The sequence below is a fragment of the Acidobacteriota bacterium genome (genome assembly GCA_038040445.1).
GTDB lineage: Bacteria > Acidobacteriota > Blastocatellia > UBA7656 > UBA7656 > Onstottus_A > Onstottus_A frigus.
The window spans coordinates 17,477-40,455 of record JBBPIG010000034.1 but is presented as its reverse complement, the minus strand read 5'-3'; the positions used below and the strand labels follow the sequence as shown (position 1 = coordinate 40,455).

Genomic DNA, 22,979 nt, shown 5'->3' with positions numbered 1-22,979 from the left:
AACTGCGTCGGTGCTTCCGCTAGAAATACCATCAATTGAAATTATCTCTGTCGGATCAACACTGGACGGTTGCAGCATTCGCGGGGTTAGGCTCACATCAAGACCCGACAAGAACTAAAGGAAAGCACCTCCCAAATGATTAAACTTGACAGCTCCACGCTCATATTTTATGCTGCTTCTATCGCAGATTTTTCAGGCGTGTCGACTGGCGGAACCGAACTTAATGGCGGTCAGGTTTAAAGACTACTACGAAGTGCTGGGGGTGAAGCGAGACGCAAGTGACGCGCATATCCGTCAGGCGTATCGGAAGCTTGCACGCAAACACCATCCGGATGTGAACCCGGGTGACCGAGTGGCCGAAGACAAGTTCAAGGAGATTAACGAGGCCAACGAAGTTCTGTCTGACCCCGAGAAGCGCAAGCGTTATGATCAACTCGGTCCCAACTGGAAGAATGGCGCCGAGTTCACGCCCCCGCCCGAATGGGGACGGGTCAACGTGCAAGTCGATGACGTGGGAGGCATCTTCGGCGGAGGCGGCTTCAGCGAATTCTTTGAAACGTTTTTTGGCGGCGCGAAATCGCCTGGCCAGGAGGACCACCGGCGCCGCGGCGCGCGCACCAGAAGCGGTCGAAGTCAGGACGCTGAAGCCGAGATGGAAATCTCGCTCGAGGATGCTCACAGAGGTGGACGGCACAGGATCACGCTTCAGGGTGCGCGGCCGTGTCCGGCTTGCGGTGGAACTGATACTCCTTCCGGCGTCGTGTGTTCGACGTGCCGAGGCGCGGGGCAGGTCTTGAGCCCCAGGACTATCGACGTGAACATTCCACCCGCCGCGCGAGAGGGTTCGGTGATAAAAGTCGGAAAGCAGGCGCAGAGCGCAAGCGGAGGGGCGGCCGGTGATTTGTTCATAAAGCTGAAGATCAAGCCTCACCCGGTCTTCACGGTTTCCGGGGATGACCTCACCGCTGAAGCTCCAATTTCGCCCTGGGAGGCTGTGCTGGGAGCGACGATCGCGGTTCCGACGATTGAGGGAAAAGCGGAGGTGAAGATACCACCCGGCGCTCAGGGTGGTCAGCGGCTCAGACTTAGAGGCCAGGGATTGAACAAGCGGGGCGGTGGGCGAGGCGACCAGTATGTAAGGTTGAAGGTTGTTGTGCCGGCTCACCCGACTGAACGTGAGAAACAACTCTATCGAGAGTTGGGCGGGGCCAGTAATTTCAACCCGAGGGCGGGATGGGAAAAGTGATACGTGTTTCGTGATTCGTGATTCGTGATGCGTGATTTGTGATTCGTGATTTGTGATTCGTGATGCGTGATTCGTGTTGTGACTAGCAAATCGAAGGAGAGTTCCGGTCACGCATCACGCATGACGCATCACGAATCACGAGCGGAGATAGCAATGGATATCAATCGATTTACCGAGAAGGCACAGGAAGCGGTTCGCGGGGCTCAGACGCTTGCGACCCGATACAGCAATCAACAGATCGAGGTTGAGCACCTGCTCTGCGCTTTGCTTGATCAGCAGGGTGGCCTCGTGCCGTCGGTTCTTACGCGGGCAGGCGTAAATGTCGAAACCTTGAAAGCAGCGGTCGAACGCGAGATCGCCAAGTTACCCAAGGTTACCGGTCCTTCAGGTCCGGTCGATCAGGTCTATGTAACCTCTCGTTTGAACAAAGTCTTCGTGGCCGCCGAGGACGAAGCAAAGAAGCTGAAGGACGAATACGTAAGCGTCGAACACTTACTGCTAGCCGTGATTGACGACGGCGGGCCAGCAGCGCGCGCTCTTAAGACGGCGGGAGCGACTCGCGATCGAATCGAAAAAGCGCTGATGGAAGTGCGCGGCCACCAGCGAGTCACTTCGCAGAATCCCGAAGCCACCTATGAAGCTCTCGAACGCTATGGCCGCGATCTCACCAAGATGGCTGCCGCGGGGAAGCTCGATCCGGTGATCGGCCGCGACGACGAAATACGGCGAGTCATCCAGGTGCTCTCGCGCCGGACCAAGAACAATCCTGTGCTGATCGGCGAACCGGGCGTCGGCAAAACGGCTATCGTCGAAGGGCTCGCACAGCGAATCGTTCGGGGCGATGTGCCCGAGACTTTGAAGAACAAGCGGATCGTCGCACTCGACATGGGCGCGCTGGTCGCCGGAGCGAAGTATCGCGGAGAGTTTGAAGAACGGCTCAAAGCAGTCTTGAAAGAAATCCAAGCTTCTGAAGGCGAGATTATTCTGTTCATCGACGAGATGCACACGATCGTCGGCGCAGGCGCGGCCGAGGGCGCCGTCGACGCGGCGAACCTGTTGAAGCCGATGCTCGCGCGCGGGGAGTTGCATTGCATCGGGGCGACGACGCTTGATGAGTATCGCAAGCACGTGGAGAAGGACGCGGCGCTCGAGCGGCGCTTTCAGCCGGTGACTGTGGACCAGCCGACGGTCGAAGACACGATTTCGATTCTGCGAGGCTTGAGAGAGCGCTACGAAGTGCATCACGGCGTTCGCATCAAGGACTCGGCGCTGGTCGCCGCGGCGGTTCTCTCGCACAGGTACATCTCGGACCGCTTCTTGCCGGACAAAGCGATCGATCTTGTAGACGAGGCGGCTGCCAAGCTCAGGACCGAAATCGACTCAATGCCGGCTGAACTCGATGAAATCCTCCGGCGCGTGATGCAGCTCGAGATCGAGCGCGAGGCGTTGAAGAAGGAAACCGACGCGGCGTCGCGTCACCGGCTCGAGAAACTCGAGAAGGAACTTGCCGACTTGCGAGCAAACGCCGATCAGCTCCAGGCGCAGTGGCAAGCCGAGAAAGAAGCGGTCCAGAAGATTCGCTCGATTCGCGAAGAAATCGAGCAGACGAAGTTGGCAATCGAGCAAGCTCAGCGCGAGTACGACCTCAACCGCGCGGCCGAGCTGCAGTACGGCAAGCTGATTCAGCTCGAAAAGCAACTGCGCGAGTACGAAGATGGTCTCGATCAGCAGCACAATCGCACCAGGCTGCTCAAGGAGGAGGTCGACGAAGAAGACATCGCCGAAGTCGTTAGCCGATGGACCCACATTCCGGTCTCCAAGCTGCTCGAGGGCGAGCTTCAAAAGCTGCTCTCGCTGGAAGAGCATTTGCACAAACGAGTGGTGGGGCAGGACGAAGCCGTCAGTGCGGTCGCCGACGCCGTAATTCGCGCGCGCTCGGGGCTCAAGGATCCCAATCGGCCGATCGGTTCGTTCATCTTCCTCGGACCGACGGGCGTCGGTAAGACCGAGCTGGCTCGCGCACTCGCCGTGTTTCTGTTCGATGACGAGCACGCAATGATCCGCATTGATATGTCCGAGTATCAGGAGAAGCACACCGTCGCCCGATTGATCGGGGCGCCGCCTGGTTATATCGGCTACGAGGAAGGAGGCCAGTTGACGGAGACTGTGCGGCGGCGGCCTTACTCGGTCGTGTTGTTCGATGAGATCGAGAAGGCGCATCATGATGTGTTCAACGTGCTGCTTCAGATACTCGACGATGGGCGGCTGACCGATGGCCAAGGCCGGGTCGTCAACTTCAAGAACACGATCATCATCATGACCAGCAACATCGGCAGCCACTTGATACTGGAGTATCGCGGGCAGCCTGGCGGCGATCAGTACGAACGAATGAAGGAGGGTGTGCTCGACGCATTGCGGCATCATTTCAGGCCCGAGTTTCTGAATCGGGTGGATGAGATCATCGTGTTTCACTCGCTTACCGAAGAAGACTTGAAGAAGATCGTCGACATACAACTGGATCGGTTACGCACACGGTTGGCAGAGCGAAGGATCACCCTCGAACTCACGGATGAAGCGAAGACGCATCTTGCTTTGGCGGGTTACGATCCGGTGTACGGCGCGCGCCCTTTAAAGCGCGCGATCCAGCGTGAGATCGAGACGCCGCTGTCCAGATTGATCCTGAAGGGCGATGTGAAGGACAACTCGGTCCTGCGGGCCGACGTCTCCGGCGGGGCGATATCATTTTCACTCGGCCCGCTCGCGGCTGAGGCGGAGGCGACACATTAGAGAGTTGGTTGTAAGACGTTCGGGCGGATAGTCTCGCTGTGCTATCATGCCCTTGAACGCGGGCCCTTGAACGCGGGGCCTTGGACGAACGGAGTGAAATCGATATGAGCGAGATGTTCGTGATGCGGCGTGCGAACGGCGACCTTTTCACCGAAGAGATAAGCGGGAGGCTGGGCATACCTGTCTGGTCCAATGAGGAGGTCCTGGCTCGCTATAAGGAGCGCAACCCGGAGCTTATGACTTATGTCGCCACGGCATTGACTCGCTCTTTGCTCAACAGAATCGGGAAGGGACTCGGTAATGAAGGGACCGCGGAATTCTTTCTTCTGGCCGAGGATGATCCCGATGCTGATCTTGAGGATGGTAGACCGATCTCGGCGGAAGAAATCTCCCCAGGGGCTGGACGCTCCCTGCAGACTCCGCAAATACTGCTCTAGAGTGTCCAAGCGCTGTTCGGCGCGGGCACAACCAATCAACCGGCGAGGGACAAGGAGGAAGGGTATGATCTCGCGCGACGACGTACGCCAGTTGCAACACTATCCGTCCGGCAATGATTCATTCATTCTTAGCCTCTACCTAAACGTGGACCAATCGGACGCCGCGAACCTAAATCGCGGGTTCGAAACAAGAGTCGACGGCCTGTTTCGGCAGGTCGCCGAGGACGAGAACTCGCACGAGGAGAGCAAGCAAAGGTTTGAAACCGAGTGCCAGCGCGTTCGCCATTTTCTCAGCGACTACGTGCCGAAGGGGAAAGCGCTGGTTGTGTTCAGTGATTCGAAGCATGACTTCTGGTGGCAGCGCGATCTTCAGGTCGAATTGCCGACCGGACTCAGATGGTCGCCCAAACCCTGGGTCCGCCCCTTACTCGAGGTTGTTGAAGAGCACGACCGCTTCGGCGTCGTATTGATAGACAAACATCACGCTCGCATTCTGGCTGTCGACGCCGCAGGTATGGAAAAGCAGGCCGAAATCATGTCTGATGTGCCTAATAAGCATGCAACCACGGGCACGGATCACATCTGGTCGCAGGGGCAGATGGAACGAGATCACACGAATCACGTGCAGTCTCATGCGAAACGAGTCGCCGACGAGTTGGCGTCAGTCATCGATCGGATGAAGCTGAAAAGAATCGTAATAGGCGGGCCGGTGGAGGCGACCTCAGTGTTTACAGGCGCCCTCCCCAAGCGGATCCAACAAATGATCATCGGCACAATCTCCGCGCCGGTGGATGCGAGCCACGACCGGCTAATCAGCGAATTGAGGGCTGTGCAGGAAAAGGCCGAGAACCAGGATGAAGCCAAGATTGTGGACTCGATGATCACCGCCGCGATGAAAGGTGAACGGGCGGTACTCGGCGTCCGGAATACTTTAGAGGCCGTCAACGAGGGAAGAGTGTACCGGCTGGTGGTCGCGCGAGATTTCCGGCTCGCGGGAAAAGAATGCGGCGCGTGTCACGTGCTGGTCGCGGATGGAGATGAAAAGTGCTCGTTCTGCGGAGGGAAGCTCGAGGCAGCGCCGGACTTGATCAACCGCGCTTCGCACCGGGTGCTCGATATGGGAGGCAAGGTTCAATTGGTGTCCGGCGAAGCGGCGGTTAAGCTGGCGGAAGCGGGCATCGGAGCGGTGTTGAGATTCTAGAGTGATGCGTGATGCGTGACGCGTGAGAGAATCACGGATCACGCATCACGCATCACGCATCAAGGACTAAATGGTTCTAATACCGACAGTCGTCGAGACAACGGGCAGAGGCGAGCGCCACTACGATATTTACTCCAGGCTGCTGAAAGAACACATCATCTTTCTCGGGAGTGACATCGACGAAGCCGTGGCAAACATAGTCGTGGCGGAGTTGCTATATCTGGAATCCGAAGACCCTGACCGGGAGATATCCATCTATATCAACAGCCCCGGAGGGTCGATTACAGCAGGACTCGCCATCTACGACACAATGCACTTCATCAGGCCGGACATAGTCACAATCTGCATGGGGCAAGCGGCTTCGATGGCGGCAATTCTGCTCGCGGCAGGAACCAAAGGAAAACGGTTTTCGCTGCCTCATTCCAGGATAGTCATTCATCAACCTTCGGTTGAAGGCATAGCCGGTCAAGCGACGGACGTGAAGATCTACGCCGAAGAGCTTCTGCGAACGCGAAATCTGCTATCGCGCATATTGTCCGATTTGACCGGACAGTCCTTCGAAAAGACAGACCACGATGTCGAGCGGGACTTCATTTTGAGTCCACCGCAAGCCGTCGATTACGGGCTCATCGATAGCGTTCTCTCGTCGCGCGATCTCGCGCTCGTAAGCGAGCTCGTTGAACCGGCGAATCTGCGGTGAATTAGCATCGACCTTAGTCTCATGCCGCGGGGTGACGTAAGGCACAGACCAAAGTCTATGCTACCGATGGAGCAAGCTTATGATGTCAAGAAGCAAGAGGATTTTTGTTGAGCGAATCAGCAGCGAATACCGTCGGCCGAGCGGCCCGCTGTGGCAACCGGCGGTCGACATCTACCGGTGCCCGGAAGGGTGGAAGATCAAGTTCGATCTTGCCGGAGTCAAACTGGAGGATGTTCAAGTGATGGTAGCCGACGATAAGCTGATAGTTCGCGGGGTGCGGCGGGACACCGTGATCACCGAGGGGTGGAGCTATCATCAACTCGAAATAACCTACAGCCGCTTCGAGCGCATTCTGAAGATCCCTTGCGATCTGCCTCGAGCGGAAATTCAACTCGAAAGCAGAGACGGCTGGTTCATACTGCACTTGAATTGCGCTTAAGCGCCAAAGAGCGATCAACGTTGTTCGTTTCGCTACGGACAATCGGGTTGTGATCAGGGGTAAAGTTAATGACAGAGAACAAGATTTTAGAATTGCCGATCCTGCCACTCAGGAACATTGTGATTTTTCCATCGGGCATCACGCCCCTTACGGTTGGACGTACGATGTCGCTTGCAGCGGCGGAAGCTGCGCTGTCAACCGAGGAGAAGCTTCTTGGCGTGGTGGCACAGCGCGAGGACGGCGATACCGAGCCAACGCCGGATAAGCTTTACGCGAGCGGCACAGTTGTCGTGATAAACCGGATGATGCGCTCTCCCGGAGCCGAAGAAGTCTTGCATCTGATTGTCCAGGGTCAGGAGCGGTTTCGCATAATCGAGTTCATCGAACAGACGCCCTATCTGAAAGCGCGCGTCGAGATCTTGCCTGAACCGGTGCGCGAGAAGACTCCTGAGGTCGAAGCGCTTCAAAGAAATATTCAGGTGCTGGTTCAAAAAGCGCTGAGCCTCTTGCCCAATGTACCACCGGAGATTCGCAACATCATCGTTCAAGCGGATGACGCCGTGCGGCTTGCCTACTTCCTCGGTTCGGTGCTCGACCTGACCGTTACGCAGGAACAGGCTCTGCTGGAGGCCAATACAGAAAGCGAACTGCTTCACCTAATGCACACATACCTCGCGCGTGAAGTCGAGGTGTTGGAGATCAGGAGCAAGATTGCCAACCAGGCGCAGGAGGAACTGGGCAAGGCGCAGCGTGACTACATCCTGCGCGAGCAGATGAAGCAGATTCAGAAGGAACTTGGCGAGGCCGAGCCCGAGCAAGCCGAAGCGCAGCTTCTGCGCGAGAGGATTGAAAAAGCCGATCTGCCCGATGAGGTTCGGGCTGAAGCAGAGCGCGAGCTGAAGAGGCTCGAGCGGTTGCCCAGCGCCGCTCCCGACTATCACGTCATTCGAACCTATCTCGACTGGATACTCGATCTGCCCTGGAAAACATCGACCGAGGAGAGCCTCGATCTTAACAACGCCCAGGCTGTGCTCGACGAAGATCACTACGATCTGGTCGACATCAAGCAGCGAATACTCGAGCATCTGGCGGTGATCAAGCTCAATCCGAAGACGAAAGCGCCGATCCTGTGTTTTGTCGGCCCGCCGGGAGTTGGAAAGACGAGCCTGGGTCAATCAATCGCTCGGGCGATGGGACGCAAGTTCGAACGAATGTCGCTTGGCGGAATGCGCGACGAGGCTGAGCTTCGCGGCCACCGCCGAACGTACATAGGCGCGATGCCCGGGCGCATCATTCAAGCGCTGCGTCGCGCCGGCGTCAACAACCCGGTAATGATGCTGGATGAAGTAGACAAACTCGGTATGGACTTCCGCGGCGATCCGGCTTCGGCGCTGCTCGAGGTACTCGACCCGGCTCAAAACTTTTCCTTCAGGGACCATTATCTGGATCTGCCGTTCGATCTTTCAAGGGTGTTTTTTATCGCAACCGCGAACACGCTGTCGCCAATCCCGCCAGCGTTGCGAGATCGCATGGAAGTGATCCGGCTCTCGGGATACACCGACGAGGAGAAGCTTCACATCGCCAAGCGGTACCTGATCCCGAGGCAGATCAGGGAAGCGGGTTTGAGCGAAGAGCAGCTTCAGTTCACCGATGAAGTGATTCAGGGGATTATCGGCCGGTACACTCGCGAGGCCGGTGTGCGACAGCTCGAACGCAGCATCGGAAGCGTTGCCCGAAAGGTGGCGCTCAAGGTCGCCCAGGGGAAGGGCGACGTTTTCACCGTCACTCCGGAGGAGCTTGAAGAGTATCTGGGTCACGAGATGTTCTTCCACGAGATGGCCCGTCAAAAGCTGCCGCCGGGAGTCGCAACTGGACTTGCGGTGACTGAGATGGGAGGCGAGGTCTTGTTCATCGAGGCGACTCTGCTGCCCGGATCAAAGGGACTTACTCTGACTGGTCAGCTCGGCGAGGTAATGCAGGAATCGGCGAAGGCCGCGCTTAGTTACCTCTGGTCGCACTCAGAGGAACTAGGTTTCGACTGCGCCACGAAGTTCGAGAACAGCGGCGTGCATGTGCACGTGCCCGCGGGCGCGACTCCGAAGGACGGTCCTTCTGCGGGCGTTGCGATCGTCTCCGCGCTGGCGTCGTTGTGTTCGGGACGTCCGGTTCGGAGCGATACGGCGATGACGGGCGAAATCACGCTGAGCGGGCTCGTGCTGCCCGTCGGCGGCATAAAAGGCAAAGTGCTTGCAGCGCGCCGCTCCGGGATGAAGCGGGTTGTGCTGCCGAAGAAGAACGAGCCCGATCTGAAGGATATCCCCGAAGAAGCACTGCGCGATCTCGAGGTGATCCTCGTTGATCGAGTCGAGGACCTTCTGCCACAGACGCTTACGCAGCCTGCCGAGGAAAAGGGACCCGATCGGCTCGTGCCCGGCGCGAAAACCGTAACCGCCCGCGATGAGGTTCGAGCTGAAGGCGGGGAGGCCCGAGCATAGAACCACATCAGAGAGCGAGGAGCCACAAAGGCTCCTCGCTCAGTCAGCTTCCTCAATTCCGGTCGTCAATCCACTCCGATCAACTCTGCCGAGGTGACCACTCTACCTCTCTAAAATGCCTCAAGAGCTTCTGTTATACTCTCTGGGTTATGTATACGGAATTATTCGAGACTATCTATCCCATCAACACGCCGAGGAAAGAGAAGGGCGTGGTAGTGACAGCGGTCGATCCGTTCGCGCTTGGGGATGAAACGGGAATCGAGGCCGGCGACCGCATAATGAAAATCAACGGTCACGACCTGCGTGACTTCCTCGACTTTCAGTTCTATTCGGGAAGCGAGGACCGCGTGCGGCTCGACATCATCAAGGAATCAGGCGAAGGAGTCGAGCTCGAGGTTGAAGTCGGCGAGGGAGAGATTTGGGGACTCGATTTTGAATACTTCTCGCCGCGCCAGTGCGCAAATGATTGCCTTTTCTGTTTCTGCAATCAGAACCCTAAGGGCTCTCGCGAGTCGCTGTTCTTCAAGGACGAAGACACCAGGCTCTCGTTCTTGCATGGCAACTACACTACTATGTCTTCGATCTCGAAAGCGGAGCTTGATCGCATAGTCGAGCAGCGGCTTTCGCCGCAATACGTCTCCGTTCACGCGACTGATCCCGAGGTGCGGCGTCATCTTCTTGGGCGAAAGCGGCCCGACGATGTGCTCGGCAAAATGCGATACCTCGCCGAACACGGCATCGAGCTTCACGCTCAAATAGTCCTTTGCCCTTCGATCAACGATGGCCGGGTGCTTAGACGAACGATCAACGATCTGGCGGAGCTCTATCCACGACTCCGGTCGGTTGCGGTGGTTCCGGTCGTGTTCACCAGGCTGCACAATTATCGCGATAAGCTTACGGCGGTGACGGACGCGTTTTCTCGTACGCTGATCAAAGAGGTCCGCCCGTGGCAGCGTGAGTTCCGCCGTCGGCTCGGCGCCACCTTTGTGTTCCTTGCCGACGAGTTTTATCTGCGCGCCGGTTTGCCGCTCCCGGGACGTGCGCACTATGGCGACTACCCGCAGATCGAAGACGGCGTGGGAATGGTGCGGCGCTTCATCGTCGAGACCGGCAAAATCCTCAAGCGCGACCTCGCCGCTGATTTCGACATAGAGCCGGAATCACTGCATGGCACAGTGGCGACCGGCGAGCTGTTTTACCCGATACTGTCGCGCTGCGTGAACGAAATCAATGAGAGATGTAGGACGCGACTCAAGGTTGTTGGCCTGCGCAATGAATTCTTCGGTGAAGAGGTAACCGTGGCGGGATTAATTTCCGGTGGCGACGTGATGGCCGCTCGCCGGTCAATCGACGGGAACTTTCTGATCGTCCCCGAGCAGGCTTGTCTAAAGTCGGGTAACGTTTTTCTCGACGACCTCACGCTCGAAGACCTCGAACGCCAGCTTCAAATGCCCGTCTCGCATGGTGGCCCGTCGCTTTCGAGCATGATCGGCAACGCGATAGAGTTGGAGCGACGCGTCGTTGATCAAGTTCCGCGTTCGGAGTTCCGAGTTCGTGGTTCAGGGTTACGAACCTCAATCATAAGAACCAACCATGAACCCTGAACCCTGAACTCACCCGCAACTCGGCGCGCGAGAATTCGATTTCCAATTTTTCGTAGATACTTCCAGAATCTTGGAAGGAGAAAACGCGTTCGTGACGAGACACATTCAACTAAGAGCTTGCTCAGGTACGGTTTGAGTCTGTGGAGCGCTCGCGGTATCGGGATTGCTTAATCTTAAGCCGCACATCCTTAAGAATCTCTACCATTCTGTTCTGAACTTGGGGAGAGGTCGTCGCCCGGGCACGGTGGCGACCTCCAATTTTTTTGTCCCATCTTGCCCCAGCAATATTGGCGCATCCCCCAGCAATATTGGCGCATCGACTCGACGATTCGACTAAGAAGCCAGCTCTCTCCCCAAACGACCGGTTCGTTTCAGGCAAAACTCTATTGGCCGGCCTCTCAGGATTGCGATCTGGGCTTCAGGTGGTTATCGAACCACTCCAGCACAGTCTTGTACCAGAGTTCTGAGTTTTGCGGCTTCAACACCCAGTGACCTTCGTCAGGGTAGATTAGCAACTTCGACTCAACGCCCTGCCGCTGGAGCGCGGTGAACAGTTGTAAGCCTTCGCCAACCGGCACGCGATAATCAAGCTCGCCGTGAATCACCAGCATCGGAGTTTTGAACTCTTTCACAAACATGTGCGGAGACCACTTGCTGTACATCTCCGGATTCGTCCAGGGCGTGCCTTTGAATTCCCACTCCGGGAACCAGAGCTCTTCGGTGGCGCCGTACATGCTCGTCAAGTTGTAGACTCCCGCGTGTGATATCAGAGCGCTGAACTTCACGCGCGGATCGTTGTTATGACCTTCGATCCAATTGACCATGTAACCGCCGTAGCTTCCTCCGGCGGCGCCGATACGCTCGCGGTCGATGTACGGCATGGAAGCTACATACGCGACTCCGTTGAGTATGTCAGTGAAAACCTTGCCGCCCCAGTCAGCGGAAATCTCATCGACAAACTTCTGACCAAAGCCAGTCGATCCGCGGGGATTTGGGGAGAATACTACGTAACCCGCGGCGGCGAAAAGCTGCGGGTTCCATCGATAGCTCCACGAATCATTCCACGACCCTTGCGGCCCGCCGTGAATCAGGACGATCAACGGCCATTTCCTGGTGGCCGTGTAGTTTGGCGGCTTGGTGATGAATCCGTAGACTCTCGCGCCGGTGGCGCCTTCCCACGAGATCTCTTCAGCGGGCTTCAGGTTGAAGTCGGCCAGAAAAGCGTCGTTGGTCTTTGTTATTTGAGTGGCGCCCGCGCCCAGGCTATTGGTTTTGTAGATCTCGACGGGCCGCGTGACGCTCTGCCGAGTGAACACTAGTGTCTTTCCATCGCCGGTCACTTGCACGTCATCATTGAAGCCGTCGTTGATCAGTTTCTTACCCGGGAAGCCGCCGAGCGGCATTTCATATATCGGTTGGCGGCCGTGTTCGAGGGCAGTCAAGTAGATCCTCTGCCCGTCAGCCGAGAAGGTGAAGCTTTCAACCGATGAATCGAACTGGTTCGTAAGCGAGTTGCTCTGACCCGTCTTGCGATCGTAGAGCATCAACCGCCAGCGGTCGGACTCAAACCCTGGCTTGGATTGCGCTCGATAAGCGATGTATCTACCGTCCGGCGAATACATCGGCGTAAGGTCATTCGCGGGATTGTCGCCGGTAATGCGTCGGGCTTCGCCGCCGGTCACCGGGACCGTGAAGATGTCCCCGTTGGTCGAGATCGCTTCGACCTTGTCAGTGTTGCGAGCGAAGGCCAGTTCTTTTGAATCGGGCGAGAATGCATAGTCGGTCTGCCCGCCCAGACTGAAGGGTGGCGCGTCGTAGTTGCCCGGTGTCAGGTCGCGACTCTCTCCGCCTTCGCTCGAGACAGCGAAGATGTGCGTTCGCTTGGCTTCCTTCCATGTGGTCCAGTGGCGGTATAGCAGCCCCTCGGCGATCTTTGCCTTGACCTTGCTCGTGGCTGCCTTTTCGGCGTGCTGCTTGTTGCAATCGTCCGTCGGGCACTCGGGATAGACTTCAGAGGTAAACGCGATCCACTTTCCGTTGGGTGACCATATGGGAGCATCGGCGCCGGTCGAGATATTGGTGATCTTCTTGAGCGCGCCGGTCGCGGCTTCGGTTAGCTCGATGGTCCAGATTTGAGATTCACCGTCGCGAGCGGAAACGAATGCCAGGCGCTTCCCGTCGGGGGACCACCGCGGCGAATGTGAAGACTGTTTTTCGTTGGTGAGCTGTCGCGGCTCGCCGCCGTCCGTCGATATCAAATAGATTTGAGTCGTCCGCTTATTGGCAGCTTTGTCGGTATCGGCAATCGTATAGGCGACCCAGCGGCCGTCCGGCGAAACCTGCGGATCGGAAACACGGCGCACCTTTAGCAGATCTTCAATCGTGAACGGTCGCGCCGGCTGTTGAGCCTTCGCCGCAACCATCGACGCCGGCGACAGGACGAGAATAGTTAATAACGCGACAATGCGCTTCATGAATCTTCCTCCAGAATGCGCTGCTTTGAAATGTGAACTGCGAATGAAGCAAACGCGATTGAGTTTTGTGATAAAACCGATGAACGAGCAAGCTGATAGGCTACCCAAGGGCCAATCCGAAGTCAATGCGTCATATACGTCATATACGTCATATTCGAAGGCGAGTTGTGATGTCGGAGAATTCGTACCGATGACTCGTAGTGCGGGCAGAGCCTCGCTTATGCTTGATCTGAAACGACACTACTGTTCTGCCGTCGATCTTGATGCCGAACTCCGAAGCAATGGGATTTCCGCCGCGCGGACGAGATGGAAGGAACGACACTCGATCGGCAGTCAGGCCATCGATGTCCACTTCATCAAGCAGCGACTCCCATTTCACTTCCCCGGTCGAGCGATCGAAGATGATGACCCGGCTTCTGTCTTTGCCGCTTTTGAACAGCACGAGCTGATGCAGGACGTACTTGAGCGCGCCAAGATCTGTCACTCGCGCGCGGCTGAAGTCTGCCGGCTTACAGTCGACAAGCCGGAGCTTTCGGATGAGCACCTCGGCGACCAACCTTGCAACGTTCAAGTAGTGAGACTTCAGCTCGGACATCGATGTGAAACCCAGGTCGCGAATAATCTGGTTCAGCTCCGTCGATGAGGTTCGGAAGTATCTCTCGGCCCACTTCTCGTCGATGTGTGGAGTCTGGCCTTCCGAGACTGCCACCTTTCCGGATTTGTCGGTCTTGACGGAAACGGGCAGCTCGGAACGTCCGCTGAATTCAAGCCTCAGGTCGCCCGCCTTTGCGTCTGCATAATCTCTCGGTGTATGCAGGACTCGCGTGAGGCGGGCAGGCTTCACGCTCTTGAGGAGTTCGGCAGCACCGCTCTTAACGGCCTCGGTGATGTTGGTGATCTCGCGCTCGAAGACAGCTCGACTCGGATGCGATGCTGGTAGCCGGTTGATCGCGTCGCGCATCTTGGCAATGCTCCGGGAAGTATCGAATCCAGATTGCGAGAGATGTGCGAGGGCAAGGAGTTCGTTCGCCAGAGCGATCTCAGCGTAGGTGCCCAACCCGTCGTGAAAGATCCCCTCGACGACATCGAACTCGGTCTTTGATACCGCTTGTGCGGACGATTGACTGAGAGAAAAGCTGAGATGCGGGGCGGGAGCCGCGAGTGCGATGGCCAGCGCCAGCATAGCCGCTAGCGCTCGCGACCGGCTGAGGACTGTCTGTTTCATTGTCCGGTGACCTTTCGCTTGCCCAGGATTGGTTGTGTGACTTCGGCAGAGTCGTCGCTTCGATTCGAGCTAAGGTTTCTTCTCGACGCTCGGACCGTTCAGGTTGTGCTGGCTCAATCGCGGGGGCAAGCCATCCTTCCCGACCCGTGATCCTTTTCAACAACCTGGAACTCAAGGTACCGTTCGCAGGATCACAGGTTCTATGAAAGGGGGCTGTCAAGGAAAAACTTTCCCCTAGCCGGCTGGGATTGCATTTTCTTGCCAGCCAGCCACGTTCCCGATTCACCATGAGCTTCCCAAGACAGGTTCCGGGCTACCTCACGCAGCAGGTTACGGCTCCGCTCACTGGTTTCTCTTCCGAGATTAAACCCAGCCGCCGAAGCTGTGGGAACTGTGGGAAACTCTCCGCGCTTTTGTTTCTTGCGGAGAGTTTCCCAAGCGATGTGGGAGCAGTGGAAAAATTGTCGTTGTAGTTGAATTTTTCCACTGCTCCCACATCGCGGCAGTTTCCACAGCTTCCCCGCTCGTAGCCCGAACTTACACCCGGTGTCTGATCCTCCGCCTTCCATCACAATCGCAACTGCGTCGTTCCTTATCCTGAGTCCTTATCAAGCAGTTTCGGTTGGTCTGTTGCCAACCACAGTTCTATCTGAGCCTCGCGGGCTACAGCTTTTATCTGGTTAGTGCGAGGGGGCATGCAGTCGGGATTGGTGCTTGAAGCTGTGAGCGCTTCGGGCACAACCTGTGATTTGATACTCTCCCTCGACCCTTGCTCAGGTAAAGTGGCGACTGCGGTTGCGTGTAAGGCTTCCGACAGATCACTCTTTGCCTGTGCCTGGTACCGCTTGATTCACTCTTTCAGGATCGAACTCCTCTCCCTTCTTCCAGATCGTCAACGTTATCGCGGCTATCTTGCGCGCCACCGTCAGCAGCGCCAGCTCAGGCCTTATCCCTTTGTCGATCAGCCTCTGGCGATATTGCTTGAACGGCGGCCGCTCGATCGCAGTAGCCGCTGCTCCCTTGAACACAGCTTTCAATGTCCTGTTGTAGTTCTGATTCAATCCTCGAGTCTGAGCCTGCTTGTTGCGTTTTCTTCGCCGCTGGCCATCTACGATCTCATACTCACTGCTGTTGTGAGTTACCACCGCAAGCCCGCAGTAAGGCCAGAACTGCCGCTTGGTGCGGAACCGGTGTGGCGAGCTCACCACCGCTATGATCTGCGCCGTCCTCACCTCTCCCAAACCGGACACTTTCTTTAGCCGCTTGTAGGCTGGATGTCTGAGCGCTTCGGTGGTCATCGCTTTGTGTGCCTTGTCTCGCAGCTTTGTGAGACAGTCGTATTGTTCGTACAAACCTGAAGCTCGTGCGCCCAGCGCCGCCGTGTCCAGTTTGCCGAGCCACTGCTTGCGCTCCTGCTTGCTGTAAACCAACTGACCTCGGCAACGAATCGCCTGGCTTCGAAAGACTGCCTTCAATCGATTCTTTGTCCGCGTCGTGTCGGCTACCAAGCTCTCGTACCCGTGAACCAGTTCCTTTAACCCGTGTGTGCCTCGCTCGCCGTGATAGACCGCATGCAGCTCGCCCAGCCTCAGCAGTCTCGCCAGCTTCGCAGCGTCGATTCTGTCCGCCTTGTTCCCTGACTGAATCAGTTTGTTGCGCCGCGGATCACAGACTGTGACCTCGGCAACCAGCGGCCGGATGACGTCATACAACCACGCAGCCTGAGTACCTTCTTCAAACGCGACGTGAATAGTACCGTCCAGACCTTTGAAGAACTGCCGGATACTACTTGCGCTGGTTTCGATGGCCGATTCCATTACGAAGTTTCCCTTAGCATCATCAACCCTGCCGATGATGGTTGCCTGATCCGTGTCCAGTCCTACATACTTGTCTTTGTTCATGGGGCTCTCCTTCGCGTGAACTTTTTGAGCTGCTTAAAACAAACTCAAAATATCACCAAAGGGGCGCCCCTTTCATATTAGGTCGGGAAGGCGGCTTGCCCCCGCTTTCGTCGAGCACAGGCCACCTCCTTGACTACTGCACTACTTGCCGGCGTCCGCTCCCCTGAGATACTTATCGAGAAAATCCAGGATCGCCTTGTAGCCTCGGATCTCGTTAGCCTTCTTGGTGAACCCGTGACCCTCGTCGTCGAAGACCACGTATTCGACGACGCGGCCGTTCTTCTTCACTGCTTCGACTATCTCGTCGGACTCGGGTTTGATTACTCGCGGATCGTTCTTGCCTTGCAGAACCATCAGAGGCTTGACGATCTTGTCCGGATGAAAGAGCGGAGAAATCGCCTTCAGATTTTCGAGGTCGGCTTTCGGGTCGCCGAGCTCCTTGTAGAGCGCTTTGCGAAACGACTCCCAGTAAGGAGGGATCGATTCGAGCGTGCGCACCCAGTTTGAAACGCCAAACAGATCGACGCCCACCACGAACTCATCGGGCTTGAACGCAAGCGCTGCAAGCACCATGTATCCGCCGTAGCTTCCGCCGATGATTCCGATCTTCGACGTGTCGACGTAGCCGAGCGATGCCAGGTACTTCTTCGCTTCCACGCAATCCCAAAGCGGCTCGCGGCCGTGCTTCTGATCGTCGGCGGTGAAAAACGTCTTGCCATATCCCGAGCTTCCACGGTTGTTGACGCCTAAAATCACGTAGCCGTGATTAACCAGGTACTGAATCACTCCGCTATAGCCGGTTCGAGTCTGGCCACCCGGACCTCCGTGAATCCACAGCAGCGCCGGCGCTTTCTTCGCGGCGCTCGCCTGATGGGGCTTGTAAAGAATGGATGGAATTGCCATACCATCGAACGATTTGTAGCGGATGACTTTTGACTCGACCAGATCCGCTGAATCGATCTCGGGGTTCAGGCTCTCCGTCAGCTTGCTCACCTTTTTGGTTGCGAAGTCGTAGACATAAAGGTTGCTCGGCGAACGAGACCCGTTGAAGTAGAAGGCCATCACTTTCTCGCTACGGGAGATGTTGACCGAGGTGATGTCACCCTCTGGAAAAGCAGGCAAGGCGATGGGCTTGCCCGTAGCAGTGTCGTAAACCTTTACCTTCGTACGCGCGTCTTCGTTGACGCCCGAAACTCGGTATTTGCCGTTGTGCGAGAAGTAGGTGAACGCCACGTCCCAATTCACTTTTTCAACCGGCTCCTTCTTTCCGGTCGTCAGGTCGTACCGCGCGACGTATGAGAACTCGCTGCCTTCATCGGTTTGGTAGTACAAGTATCGCGCCGCGGGATCGAACGCCGCGGGGCTTGAAGCAACATCGCCTTGATGCGGCGTGATGTTCTTCATTTCTTTTGTCGCGACGTTGTAGAGGTAGACGTCCGAATCAGAGGTCGTGTTCGGTTTCGCGAAGGCGATAAACTTCCCATCGTCGGAGATGTCGCCGAACTGGTAGCCGACGGTGTCTTGATATAGCAACGTCCGCTCGAAGCTAACGGCGTCCAGCTTATAGATGTCGAAGAACCGCTGGTCTCGTTCGTTTGTGAATATATAGAAGGCCTTGCCGTCGTGCGTCCACCCCAGGAACTGAGCCTTGAGCTTGTCGCCTGGTGTCAGGTCCTTCTCCTTGCCGTCCGCGCCCAGCACATAGATGTGGTTGTTCTCGTTGCCGCCCTGATCGTGCGTGTACAGAATGCGCGAATCGTTCGGGAAGTAGCCGATGCCGAAAGTGCTCTCGGTCGTCGAGCGAGTGAGCTGCTTCGGCTCGCCTCCGGTGACCGGTACACTGTAGACATTGTAGATCCCGCTCTTGTTGCTCGAAAACAGTATCGACTTCTCGTCGGGCGAGAATGAACTGCCTCCGATTGCGGTGGTTGTTAGGAATTGCTCGATCGTGTATTGCTTTATGGCGCGGCTTGCGGCTTTCTTGGCGCCCTGGCCAAACGCCGGGAGCGAGAACGCGGTCAATACAACAAGCGCGGCGGCAGCCAACGCCAACGGGTGTTTTCTCTCTTTGAACGTGGTTGTTGATTTCATGGAATTCTCCTGTCGTTGAGTCCGTAACGAGCCGGATTGCTGAGGCATTAACAATAAGCGAACGTCTTTTACGCAGCGAAGCAGTTTGTACGGACGGGGCATCCGCTAGGTTCCTACCGAAATGGCCCGGCGTCTAGCACGTCAGCGGCCGTCCTAACGGAGGGCGGACGCCGGCTTCTTAAGGCTTCACCACCGAGAAGTCTATCAAGTGACGCGCTTGATCGACTCGATTCACGGCGATCCGGACCCGTTGGCCCAGTCGAAACTCGCGGCGTGTACGTTTCCCCGCCAACCGGTGTCTGCGCTCTTGATAATCGTACACATCGTCGATAAGTGTCGAAACGTGGACCAGCCCTTCGATGAAGAACTCATCCAACTCAACATAGAACCCGTACTCTTTCACTCCGGTGATGACGCCGTCGAACTCATCACCCACGCGATCAGCCATGAATGCAGTCTTACGCCAGTCCATCAACTCGCGTTCAGCGTCGGCGGCGGCGCGCTCGCGCTCGCTGGAATGATCGCCGATCACCTCAAGCCCGGCTCGAAGCTCGGTCTCGCGCTGTTCATCAAGCACGGGCCAGGACACGCGTTTAACCGCATGCTTGGCGCCGAGATCGACCTGGCTCCACTCGTCGCCCTCCCGGCCGCGCTCGATGACTTCGCGAAGTACGCGATGGACGATCAGATCGGGATAGCGCCGGATTGGTGACGTGAAATGCGTGTAAGTCTTCATCGCCAGCCCAAAGTGTCCCGCGTTCTGCGGCGTGTAACGAGCGCGCTGCATCGAGCGCAACATCAAGTACGAAAGCATACGCTCTTCGGGCGTGCCTTGAATCTCGCGCGCAAGCTGCTGAAAGCCGCGTTGAGGAATTGGGCCGTGCATCGAGAACTTGTGGCCAAACGACGCGGCAATCTCGGCGAACTCTTCGATCTTGTCGGGATTTGGTTCTTCGTGAATGCGGTAGAGCAACGGCACGTTCAATGGTTCAAGGTGACGCGCGACGGTTTCATTTGCCAGCAGCATGAACTCTTCGATCAGGCGGTGGGCGATGTTGCGCTCAGACTTAGCGATGCCGCCGATCTGACCTTCGTCGTTGAACCACAATTCAGCCTCCGGCAGATCGAAGTCAATGGCGCCCCGCTCCTCTCTTCGCTTGATCAGAACAAGAGTCAGATCGTGCATCTTGAGAAGCATTTCCTTGACGTGAGCATAAGTCCGCGCGGTTTCACCGTCGGGGTGAGTGATGATCTCGTTGACCGCGGTATACGTCATGCGCTCGCGGCTGTGTATTGCGGAAGGCGCGAGCCGGTAGTCGACGACGCGGCCGTTTCGGTTAAGCTCGATCAGCGCCGACATCGTCAGCCGGTCCACTTGCGGCTTGAGCGAGCAGATATCATTCGAGAGCCTCTCAGGAAGCATCGGAATGGCGCGCTCGGGAAAGTAAACCGATGTGCCGCGGCGGAATGCTTCTTCGTCAAGCGTGCTACCTTCTCGGACATAGTTGCTCACGTCGGCGATGTGAACGCCAAGAAGCAAACGGCCGCTGGGCAGCTCCTCGAGCGACACGGCGTCGTCAAAGTCGCGCGCTGTCTCTCCATCGATCGTAATCGTCAGCCGCTCGCGCAGATCCTCTCGCCCGGCGAGTTGCTCTTCGCTTATGGCGTCGTGAATGGCTTCCGCTTCGGCGAGTGCGGCTTCGGGAAAGACGTGAGGCAGTTGATGCTTTCTGATGATGATCTCAAGATCAATGCCCGGTTGTTCAGGCTGGCCCAGGACCTCGATCACTCGTCCCCATGGACGCCGCCCGGCTATGGGAGGCCGGGTGATCTCGACGTTGACGATGTCGCCGTCATTCGCGCCGAGTATATCCGCGGGCGCGATGCTGATCTCGTAGAGAAACCTTTCATCGATCGGCGAGGCGAAGCTCTCGGATTTGAGCTTTACGAATGTTCCGATGACCGTTTGATTGGCGCGATGCAAAACCGCTTCGACGCGGCCTTCGCGCCCGCGCTCGCGCACGCCGGTGACGCGAGCAATCACGGTATCGCCGTGCAAAGCCGCGGCCATCGCGCGGGCGTTTACGAAGAGGTCTCCCTTCTCACGCTCTTTCGGGTCGTCGGGCACAACGAAGGCGTGACCTGAGCGAGTTCCCCTGAGAGTTCCGATCAACAAGCCGGGAGCCTGTTTTCGCCAGTAGCGTGCGCCTTTCGCCGCCGCGAGCCCAACCCGAACAAACTCTTTCAGAAACACGCCGAGCTGGGCTGTATGGGATTCCGAGAGGTTCAGTGCTTCGGCGAGACTATCGGCGGTGACGCCGCGTTCGCGAGACTTCGGCAGCGATTGAAGTACTCTTTGTGGCGATAAGTTTGTCGTGACCATTTCGATTTTGGATTTCCGATTTCCGATTTGCGATTTCTAATTTGCGATCAAGGCTCCTTGCTCGCCACCTCAATTTTGAAATCCGCAATCGCAAATCGCAAATCCATTGACACTGTTTGCAAGCGCTGGTTAGTATATTTTCGCTTCGTTCGAATCACAATCGCCAAACAATGCGGATGTGGCGGAATGGCAGACGCGCAGCGCTCAGGACGCTGTGGGAGAAATCCTGTGGAGGTTCAAGTCCTCTCATCCGCACCAAACTTTCCGACCTCCTCTGATACAATTCATTTGGCATGGAAGGAGGCTTTCTCTTGAACTCCTCGCTCTGGGAGGAGTTTCAAAACGCGGCCCGAAAGCGGCGGCGCAACCCTGTCCGATTGCTGGAAGATTACATGCGGCAGTGCATTGCGGTCTGGGAAGATCAGATGCTCGATGCCGAGATCCGGCGTGATGCTCGGCGCAGTGGCTACACTGATGAGGACGCCGTTGATATCGTGCGCCGTCACCGCTTGGAAAAGAGTCATCGTTCCGCCCGGTAAAGAACGTTTCAAGTGCTCTCAATTCGCGCAAAACTCACCCTCTGGTATCTAGGCCTCGCTGCTTTGGTGTTGGCGGCTTTCGCCGTCGCGATCTACCTTTACTTCTCGCGCGGGCTGATAAACACTATCGACGCGTCGCTGAGAAATCACGCCGAGCGCTTCGCCTACGCCCTCGGTCACCCTTCTGCAAATGAAGAAGCCAGCCAGCCCGGCGTGTTGATCCTCGCGCCACAGTTTCTCTCGGTGGTTAATAGAGACGGCAAAGTCACCGATCAAATACCCGACTCGGAGGGGCATGAGGTTCCAGTGATTAAGCCCGCGCTTGAACGCGCGGCGACGGAGTGGAAGCCCCAGTTCGACGAAGTCTCGCTCTCTGAAACCGAGCACGTCCGCATAATCACCTGGCCGGCTCGGGATGAAGATGGCGAAGAGTTCTTCGTTGTCGAGGGACAATCCCTCAGAGACGTTCAACGCGCGCAGAAGCAACTGATCCTTCTGCTGGCCATCGCGAACCCGCTCGCGCTTCTGCTCGCAAGCCTCGGCGGCCTGTGGCTCGCCAGCAGAGCTTTGAGTCCGGTTGATCGGCTGACCCGCGCAGCCGAGCGCATCGGCCGGGGAAACTTGAGCGAGCGCGTCGAGGAGCATCGGTCTCAAGACGAGATCGGCAGGCTGGCGGCAACCTTCAACCAGATGATCAGCCGGCTCGAGCAAACCTTCGAACGCGAACGCCGTTTCACCGCCGATGCCTCACACGAGCTCAAGACTCCGCTCGCCGTGCTTCGCGGGGACATGGAAGTAGCACTTCGCCGCCAGCGCACACCCGAAGAGTATCAGCGCGTTCTCGAGTCGAGCCTGGAAGAGATCGCGCGGCTCACCAAGCTTACCGAAGACCTGCTGACGCTTGCCCGCTCGGACGCGGACCAGTCGGTTCTCGAGCGTGAACATGTCGAACTCGATCAACTTGCTGCCGAGGCTCGCGAGTACATCGCGCCGCTGGCCCAGTCCGCCGGCGTCTCGCTGAGCTATGAAGCGCCAGCCTCGGCGATCGTGGTGGAAGGAGATCAGAAGCGGCTACAACAACTGCTGGTGAATCTTCTGGACAACGCGATCAAATACACGCCGCCGGGAGGGAGCGCGCGGCTCACGCTTTCGAGAGAGGGTTCTTCCGCGGTGATCGAAGTATCTGACAATGGCCGCGGCATTCCAGCATCAGCGCTGCCTCACATCTTCGAGCGGTTCTATCGCCAAACCGATCCCCGCGACTCACGAGTGACTGGATTCGGGTTGGGGCTAGCGATATCGAAATGGATCGCCGACGCGCACGCCGGCTCGATCGCGGTAAACAGCAATGAAGGCCAAGGCTCGACCTTCACCGTTCGCCTGCCGCTCGCGCAAGGTCAAGACAGTTAGGATAGCCGGAACGGGCATCCCTCGATGGGCGCCCTATTAACTTAATC

General features: G+C 57.1%; 14 protein-coding genes, 1 tRNA gene and 1 pseudogene. 10 read left to right on the top strand and 6 right to left on the bottom strand.

From position 1 onward, the window contains the following. The first annotated feature begins 223 nt into the window (after window positions 1-223). From AABO57_25775 to AABO57_25740, 8 genes and pseudogenes are all read left to right on the top strand, one after another. Entirely contained in the window at window positions 224-1,246 is a 1,023-nt protein-coding gene (locus AABO57_25775) for a J domain-containing protein (protein MEK6289137.1), read from the top strand. Between the two features lie 153 nt (window positions 1,247-1,399). Then, window positions 1,400-4,033, top strand: coding sequence for an ATP-dependent chaperone ClpB (gene clpB, locus AABO57_25770; protein MEK6289136.1), 2,634 nt, complete (start codon window positions 1,400-1,402; stop codon window positions 4,031-4,033). 104 nt (window positions 4,034-4,137) lie between these two features. Continuing rightward, complete coding sequence (locus tag AABO57_25765; GenBank protein MEK6289135.1) at window positions 4,138-4,470, top strand: hypothetical protein; 333 nt, start codon at window positions 4,138-4,140, stop codon at window positions 4,468-4,470. A gap of 64 nt (window positions 4,471-4,534) precedes the next feature. Next, window positions 4,535-5,671, top strand: coding sequence for a hypothetical protein (locus AABO57_25760; protein MEK6289134.1), 1,137 nt, complete (start codon window positions 4,535-4,537; stop codon window positions 5,669-5,671). A gap of 70 nt (window positions 5,672-5,741) precedes the next feature. Continuing rightward, window positions 5,742-6,371, top strand: a complete 630-nt coding sequence (locus tag AABO57_25755; GenBank protein ID MEK6289133.1) for an ATP-dependent Clp protease proteolytic subunit — start codon at window positions 5,742-5,744, stop codon at window positions 6,369-6,371. 79 nt (window positions 6,372-6,450) lie between these two features. Beyond that, window positions 6,451-6,810 carry an Hsp20/alpha crystallin family protein gene (locus tag AABO57_25750; protein MEK6289132.1) on the top strand — a complete coding sequence of 120 codons (360 nt, stop codon included), beginning with the start codon at window positions 6,451-6,453 and terminating at the stop codon, window positions 6,808-6,810. 68 nt (window positions 6,811-6,878) lie between these two features. Next, window positions 6,879-9,200 (top strand): annotated as a pseudogene (gene lon / locus AABO57_25745) (endopeptidase La). A 254-nt stretch (window positions 9,201-9,454) separates the two neighbouring features. Then, a complete protein-coding gene (locus AABO57_25740; protein ID MEK6289131.1) occupies window positions 9,455-10,909 on the top strand; it encodes a DUF512 domain-containing protein in 1,455 nt (484 codons plus the stop codon). 398 nt (window positions 10,910-11,307) lie between these two features. On the opposite strand, the gene AABO57_25735 is transcribed toward AABO57_25740, so the two are convergent. The 5 genes from AABO57_25735 to rnr all read right to left on the bottom strand — a co-directional run bounded on the left by AABO57_25735 (window position 11,308) and on the right by rnr (window position 20,983). Next, on the bottom strand, window positions 11,308-13,383 hold the full coding sequence (locus tag AABO57_25735; protein ID MEK6289130.1) for a S9 family peptidase: 2,076 nt from the start codon (window positions 13,381-13,383) through the stop codon (window positions 11,308-11,310). A gap of 148 nt (window positions 13,384-13,531) precedes the next feature. Further along, entirely contained in the window at window positions 13,532-14,608 is a 1,077-nt protein-coding gene (locus AABO57_25730; GenBank protein MEK6289129.1) for a hypothetical protein, read from the bottom strand. Between the two features lie 818 nt (window positions 14,609-15,426). Then, window positions 15,427-16,509 (bottom strand): transposase, encoded by a 1,083-nt coding sequence (locus AABO57_25725; protein MEK6289128.1) that lies wholly within the window; start codon window positions 16,507-16,509, stop codon window positions 15,427-15,429. Window positions 16,510-16,650: 141 nt separating this feature from the next. Beyond that, the gene (locus tag AABO57_25720) at window positions 16,651-18,600 is read right to left on the bottom strand and encodes a prolyl oligopeptidase family serine peptidase (protein ID MEK6289127.1); all 1,950 of its coding nucleotides are present in this window, start codon (window positions 18,598-18,600) and stop codon (window positions 16,651-16,653) included. A 178-nt stretch (window positions 18,601-18,778) separates the two neighbouring features. Then, on the bottom strand, window positions 18,779-20,983 hold the full coding sequence (gene rnr / locus AABO57_25715) for a ribonuclease R (GenBank protein MEK6289126.1): 2,205 nt from the start codon (window positions 20,981-20,983) through the stop codon (window positions 18,779-18,781). Between the two features lie 172 nt (window positions 20,984-21,155). Between rnr and AABO57_25710 the strand changes: the two genes are divergently transcribed. Then, a tRNA-Leu gene (locus AABO57_25710) sits at window positions 21,156-21,241 on the top strand. Window positions 21,242-21,267: 26 nt separating this feature from the next. Here AABO57_25710 and AABO57_25705 read toward each other — a convergent pair. Further along, the gene (locus tag AABO57_25705) at window positions 21,268-21,534 is read right to left on the bottom strand and encodes a hypothetical protein (protein ID MEK6289125.1); all 267 of its coding nucleotides are present in this window, start codon (window positions 21,532-21,534) and stop codon (window positions 21,268-21,270) included. On the opposite strand from AABO57_25705, the gene AABO57_25700 reads away from it, so the two are divergent. After that, window positions 21,535-22,932 carry a heavy metal sensor histidine kinase gene (locus tag AABO57_25700; protein ID MEK6289124.1) on the top strand — a complete coding sequence of 466 codons (1,398 nt, stop codon included), beginning with the start codon at window positions 21,535-21,537 and terminating at the stop codon, window positions 22,930-22,932. The last annotated feature ends 47 nt before the right edge of the window (window positions 22,933-22,979 follow it).

What these genes read in the sequence shown, in the direction of transcription:
- AABO57_25740 (MEK6289131.1), top strand. Translation starts at nt 9,455, where the DNA reads ATGTATACGGAATTATTCGAGACTATCTATCCCATCAACACGCCGAGG.
- AABO57_25730 (MEK6289129.1), bottom strand. Translation starts at nt 14,608, where the DNA reads ATGAAACAGACAGTCCTCAGCCGGTCGCGAGCGCTAGCGGCTATGCTG.
- rnr (MEK6289126.1), bottom strand. Translation starts at nt 20,983, where the DNA reads ATGGTCACGACAAACTTATCGCCACAAAGAGTACTTCAATCGCTGCCG.
- AABO57_25750 (MEK6289132.1), top strand. Translation starts at nt 6,451, where the DNA reads ATGATGTCAAGAAGCAAGAGGATTTTTGTTGAGCGAATCAGCAGCGAA.
- AABO57_25735 (MEK6289130.1), bottom strand. Translation starts at nt 13,383, where the DNA reads ATGAAGCGCATTGTCGCGTTATTAACTATTCTCGTCCTGTCGCCGGCG.
- AABO57_25775 (MEK6289137.1), top strand. Translation starts at nt 224, where the DNA reads ATGGCGGTCAGGTTTAAAGACTACTACGAAGTGCTGGGGGTGAAGCGA.
- AABO57_25720 (MEK6289127.1), bottom strand. Translation starts at nt 18,600, where the DNA reads ATGAAATCAACAACCACGTTCAAAGAGAGAAAACACCCGTTGGCGTTG.
- clpB (MEK6289136.1), top strand. Translation starts at nt 1,400, where the DNA reads ATGGATATCAATCGATTTACCGAGAAGGCACAGGAAGCGGTTCGCGGG.
- AABO57_25725 (MEK6289128.1), bottom strand. Translation starts at nt 16,509, where the DNA reads ATGAACAAAGACAAGTATGTAGGACTGGACACGGATCAGGCAACCATC.
- AABO57_25755 (MEK6289133.1), top strand. Translation starts at nt 5,742, where the DNA reads ATGGTTCTAATACCGACAGTCGTCGAGACAACGGGCAGAGGCGAGCGC.
- AABO57_25760 (MEK6289134.1), top strand. Translation starts at nt 4,535, where the DNA reads ATGATCTCGCGCGACGACGTACGCCAGTTGCAACACTATCCGTCCGGC.
- AABO57_25765 (MEK6289135.1), top strand. Translation starts at nt 4,138, where the DNA reads ATGAGCGAGATGTTCGTGATGCGGCGTGCGAACGGCGACCTTTTCACC.